The 5,184-nt window shown below is 37.1% G+C and carries 2 protein-coding genes; both read left to right on the forward strand.

Going from position 1 to position 5,184, the window contains the following annotated elements:
- The first annotated feature begins 28 nt into the window (after positions 1 to 28).
- Complete coding sequence (locus E1140_RS04880) at positions 29 to 4,933, forward strand: translocation/assembly module TamB domain-containing protein (RefSeq protein WP_155179640.1); 4,905 nt, start codon at positions 29 to 31, stop codon at positions 4,931 to 4,933.
- On the forward strand, positions 4,923 to 5,184 hold a 262-nt coding region (locus E1140_RS21390), incomplete at its 3' end, for a hypothetical protein (RefSeq protein ID WP_221412635.1). The genes E1140_RS04880 and E1140_RS21390, both read left to right, overlap by 11 nt.

The raw sequence follows: 5,184 nt of genomic DNA on the forward strand, positions 1-5,184 counted from the left end.
TGGCACAATCTTTAACAAACAGTCATAGATGGTAAAGCCAGGTGTGGTTAAGCTTTTCAAAACTATAATGAGGATTTTAGGGTGGGCATTGGTGTCTTTACTCTCCTTACTGGTACTTCTTATAATATTGATAAGAACACCCTATGTTCAAGGCAAAATAGTGGGAGAAATAGAAGCCTTTCTTGAACAGAAATTAAACACAAAAGTATCTGTAGGTGGTGCTTATCTCAATTTTCCTAAATCTTTAGAAATATCATCATTATACCTTGAAGATCTGAAGGGAGACACCTTATTATATTTCAATTCACTTGAGGTGGATACCGACTTATGGGCATTGCTAGACAATAAGATTCAAATCAATGCCCTGCATCTTAATAGGGCTGTGGGAAAAATTAATAAGGATAAATCTTCAGGAAATTTTAATTACCAATTTATCATTGATGCTTTTGCTTCAAATGACTCCATCGCTAAGCCAACAAGTCAGCCTTGGCAATTTGATATCCATGGCATTAACCTACACTCTATCAACTTTGAAATGATAGATGAGGCAACGGGTACGTCCTTGCTTGCCTCACTTGAGGAGCTGGAAGTTGATATTGAAAAACTGGACCTGGACAAGCCTTCGCTCAATATCAACAGCGTCAACCTATCAGGAGCAAACATTGATTATTCTTTAACCGAATCTTCTAACAATACTGAGACAACTCAAGATAGTTCCAACAATGCATTTGACATACAATTGGGTGAAATAGCCATTTTAAAATCCAAAGTGCATTATGAATCATTAGAGCAAAGCTTGATGGCCAATTTTGGTCAACTAGAGATTTTATTTGAACAAATCAGTTTGCCTAATCAATCTATAGATGTGAAAAGTCTTTTGCTCGAAAACTCGCAGGTGAATTTCAGTTCATTTTCATCCACGGCAGCTGATTCTACTATATCTAAAACTACTACTCCTTCTGAGTCAAATTGGAAAGTAACCGCATCCAGCTTTGAATCTGTAAATAATGACTTTGTTATTCAACTCGATTCTACAGAAAAATCAAATGACGAGTTCAATCCAACTTACCTAAACATTAGCAAACTCAATGCAGACATTAAAAACAGTAGCTATTCGGCCGATACAATTCACACCGAAATTGAAGCGCTTAGCTTTCTATCTGATCAAAGTCCAATAAAGACTGAAGGTATTTTTAATATGGGAAGCTCTTCCCTTTCCCTGAACAACGGAATTGTCCAAATCGGAGAAAGCAAAGTTAACCTAAATGTCGGAGTTCAATTTGAGACTATCGAGCAGCTGATGAATCCAAGCACACAGATTCAGCTCAGCTTAGCCCCTTCAAACCTGTATTTTGATGATTTGAAGTACTTTGTGCCTTCTCTGACTGAAACCAAATTACCAAATCAATTGAGCCTGGAAGGCAATATCAATGGCAACCTTGGTGATCTAAACATAGCTGAACTAAGGGCTTGTACGTCCAGTTCTAAGCTCTTGATTACCGTAAATATTAGGTCACTATCAACCATTGAAAATGTAAGTTTTGATATTCAGAATCTGCAAATAGAAAGCACCAAAAAAGAGTTTTTACCTTATTTATCAGACACCCTTCAAGCGCAACTTTCGCTTCCTGAAACGATAAAAATCAAGTCTAAGGGCAAAGGAAACCTTTCCAGTTTTAGAGGTCAATTACTATTAAACTCTTCGCTTGGCAATATAGCCTTAGATGTGGATTCACTGTACTTAAAGGACAGTATACCACATTATGATATGACAATGGTTTCAAAAGGTATTTCCATTGGGCGTATACTAAAACAAAAAGATGGTAATCTGGACAGCTTGCAATTCAATTTGAAATTAGAGGGATTAGGCATTGATCTCAGTTCGCTAAAATCATCTGCTAAAGGTAGTATTTCCAATATTCACTATAACAATTACACTTACGACTCCATAACACTGGATGCAACTTTACAGAAAACAATACTGGATGGTAACATTAAAGTAAAAGACGAAAATCTGAGCCTGATATTGAAAGGTAATGTTGATATGAACGCTGATATGCACAAAAATAATGTGGCCCTAAACCTGCAAAAAGCAGACTTGGAGGCCATTAACTTCTCTCTAAATCCACTGATATTAAAAGGTAATCTAGTCACAGACTTTGAAACCAGGGATTTCAAAAAGTTTAATGGAGAAATTGTAATACGAGACTTTAGTGCAGACAATGATATTGATGTTTACAGGGTTGATTCATTGCTCATTGCCAGTATAGAACAAGATCAACTAACTGAAATAAGCATTGATTCTGACATCATGAAAGGTGTTTTCAAAGGTAGTATTGACCTTTTCACTGTTGGAGAGGCTTTAAAACAACATATTAATAGATATTATGATCTAAAAGATGTGGCTAATGATAGCCTGCCTCAAATGGATTTCACTTTTGACTTAGATCTTAAAAATACTGACCTGATTACCAAAATAATTGTTCCTGGCTTGCAGGAATTTGAGCCAGGTCATTTTAAAGCTGCCTTTAATAGTGCCTCTAACCTGTTGGAAGTTGACTTGGGCTTAAAACATGTTAAATATGCAGATATTATTATCGATGATTTCAAGTTCAATAGCTCATCATCCAATCAAAAGCTCACTTCCAATTTAACTATAGACCATATCTCATCCTCCAATGCCCAGATTCAGAATTTTAACATTGAAGCAATTCTGGAGAATAATGAATTGTCCACTTCTTTAATTATTGATGATTCTGTTGGTCAAAGGAAATACTTTGTCAAAAGTGTGATTCAAAGTGTGGATAGTGCCTATCAACTGAGCATTGATGCAGAGAAGTTTATTCTGGCTTATGAGCCCTGGAGTGTTGAACAAATTCATCCATTGATTCTTGGTAATAGTGCAAAAGAAATGTCAACCTCACTCAAGCTATCTAAAGGTGAGCAGGTAATTAATTTTCAAACCACACCAAAAGATTCTACCTTACAAATAGGGTTCAGTGACTTTTCATTAAATACAATTGGCGCAGTACTCAATAAGAAAGATAAACTTCTTGATGGACAGGTCAATGGCAACGTGAATGCTTTATTTCATCCTGCAGGCACTCAATTTCTAGCTGACATTGACATCGACAACCTGACCATAATGGCCGTAGAATGGGGTGATTTCAAGCTAAATGTTGCTCCTACTCATAATGATTATTATCGCGCAAAACTTGACCTTAAGTCCCCTATTAATAAAGTATCCATTACCAGCGAGTTAAACTTAAAACAGACCGATGAAATAAATCTAAAAGCAGACATTGATAAATTTGACCTTAAAACTATCGCGCCCATTGTTAAGGGTAGTGTTAAAAGCTTAGAAGGCAATATTCAAGGAAAATTGGATCTTAAAAATGGTTTTAGCACACCAAATATTAATGGCAATCTGACTTTCGACAATCTGTCAATAAACCCTGCTGCACTTAACAACAACTTAAAAATCGAAAAAGAAACCATAAAATTCAATGACTCAGAAATCAGTTTCAACAAGTTCAATTTGAAGGATGAAAAGGGAAATAGTTCAGTAATTGATGGCAAAGTTAAAATGGTTGACCTTACTTTTTACAAGCTTGATTTGAGTCTGACCACCAACAACTTTATGTTATTAAACACCACCATTGAAGATAATGAACTCTTTTATGGGGTGTTGAAAACTGATGGCAAGGTCATCATAAAAGGGACATCGTCAAGGCCTGACATTACTACGAACCTAAAGCTACTTGAAGGCAGCAACATCACTTATGTGGTGCCAGAAACCGAATATAACATGCTCAGTTCCGAGAATGTAGTGGAATTTGTTAACAAGAAAGGAGAAGTTCTGGAGCAAGAACAAACTCCTCAAGACAGTCTTAAATTTCTGGGCTTAGAACTATCGGCCAAAGTTGAAATAGATAAATCCGCCATTTTCAATGTTGTTATTGACCCAATAACCCAGGATCAGCTCAGTGTTCAGGGTGCTGCAACATTAAATCTTGATATCGACAGAAAAGGTGACATACAACTCAGTGGAAAATATACGGTAGAGCAGGGCCAGTATAATTTTAGCTTTTACAAGCTGATCAAACGTGAATTTGATATTGAAAAAGGCAGTACGATCACATGGACTGGCGACCCTTTCGATGCCATTTTAGACATCAGAGCTTTTAATAAAGTTGAGGCGCCACCCATTGATCTGATGATCAACCAAATTAATAATGCCTCTAATGCAGACTTACAAAAATACAGGCAACTGTTACCCATTTTGGTCTATCTTAATATTGAAGGTATTCTTACCAAGCCAGAAATTACGTTTATGCTTGATATGCCCCAGGACAAGCAGAATGCACTAGGCGGAAGTGTATATGCCCGATTGATGGACCTTAATACAAGAGAGTCTGATCTCAACAAGCAAGTATTTGCATTGCTTATGCTGCAAAGGTTTATTTCTGAGAATCCATTGAAAAGTGAAGGTGGCTACGATGTGGAAGACAAGGCAAGAAGAAGTGTTAGCCGGATATTGTCTGATCAACTCAATCGTCTGACCAGTAACATTGATGCCGTAAATATCAATTTTGACCTTCAGTCATATCAGAACTATGGTGAAAGCTCTTCTTCAGGCACAACAAAACTCGAACTGGGCATTTCCAAAACACTTTTTAATGACCAATTAGAGGTTAAGGTTTCAGGAAATGTAAACCTGGAAGGTGAGCAGCAACAGAATTTTAGCGACTATATTGGAGATTTGGCCTTGGAGTACAAGATCACAGATGATGGCAGGTTGCGAATTACAGGTTTTCGAAGAAGTGACTTTGATGTGATCAATGGAGAAATAGTGGAGACTGGAGCGGGGATAATATATGTGAGAGATTACAATACATTTAAAGAACTGTTTAGGAAGAGCGATGAAGAATAGAAGCGCAGTTGTTTTTGTGTGTTTTTGTATGGGCTGGCTGCTATCAAGTTGCACCGGAAGTAAATTCCTTCCCGAGGATAAACGCTACTACAGCGGAGCGCAACTCAAATTTTTAAAGGACACTGTAGAGGTGCAGAAAAAAAATATTGGAATAGCGCTTGAAGAGATACTTGAACCAAAGGCCAATGGGAAAGTCTTAAGCTCAAGACCTGCCGTTTGGTTCTATCATATTGCTGGTGAGCCTAAAAAAA

Origin of the sequence: Fulvivirga lutimaris (assembly GCF_009711525.1) — a bacterium.
GTDB classification, from domain to species: domain Bacteria; phylum Bacteroidota; class Bacteroidia; order Cytophagales; family Cyclobacteriaceae; genus Fulvivirga; species Fulvivirga lutimaris.

Coding starts and splice junctions, on each gene's coding strand:
- E1140_RS04880 (WP_155179640.1), top strand. CDS start 29: ATGGTAAAGCCAGGTGTGGTTAAGCTTTTCAAAACTATAATGAGGATT.